The organism is Cyclobacterium jeungdonense (assembly GCF_010994275.1).
In the GTDB taxonomy this organism is placed as follows: Bacteria; Bacteroidota; Bacteroidia; order Cytophagales; family Cyclobacteriaceae; genus Cyclobacterium; species Cyclobacterium jeungdonense.
This window is the reverse complement of the sequence record NZ_WMCD01000036.1, coordinates 1-617: the sequence shown is the minus strand read 5'-3', so window position 1 is coordinate 617 and position 617 is coordinate 1. Positions and strand designations below refer to the sequence as shown.

The window sequence follows — 617 nt, the reverse complement described above, 5'->3', positions numbered from 1 at the left end:
ATCAAAAAAAGCATCCCTGCCCATTTGTATTTCTTCTCTTTCCATCAGCACTTTTACCAGACTGAGCAGTTTCCTTCCTCCGATTCCAGGAAGGGTTTTCCGCTCATTCCGAACCATTTGAAGCACAATTTCTGTCTGTGCCTGATTTTTATACCTGTATTTCTGCAATTGATAGTAAGCTTGTCTGCTATAGCCAAACAATCTACAAAGCTTATCGGTACTAAGCTCTGGATGTTCCTCTCTCATTTCTTGGATTGCTTGGCTCCAGACTTTTTTCTGATAGAAATTTTCAGATCACGTTCTGCAATTTCAATTATCTTGTTTGCTGCCAGGGTATTCAGGCGCTCCCTCTCCAGGGCCTCTTCCAGTTCTTTTATCCGGCGGGCCATACCTTCAGGTGAATCAGGTATTGGATTTTGAGGCTTCTTTGAGGGTTTGTCCATAATGGGTGTATTGGATTCTTTTTCAAATTTACGGAGCCAATGGTTAACAGTACCAGGAGTAGCTAAATTAAATTTGACCGCTGTGGTTTTCATGCTATCATCAGAATTCAGATAATGCTGAATCACCTTTCTTTTAAAATCGTCCGAATAGTGTTTTACAATTTTCATGGTTTT

1 protein-coding gene and 1 pseudogene are annotated in these 617 nt (G+C 40.4%); both read right to left on the bottom strand.

Translation table 11 applies throughout. From position 1 onward, the window contains the following. Nucleotides 1-246, bottom strand: a pseudogene (locus tag GKS34_RS23210) (IS3 family transposase); the annotation flags it as partial. Next, the coding region (locus GKS34_RS23205) for a helix-turn-helix domain-containing protein (protein WP_205602143.1) at nt 243-617 on the bottom strand (375 nt) is incomplete at its 5' end. The gene GKS34_RS23205 and the pseudogene GKS34_RS23210, both read right to left, overlap by 4 nt.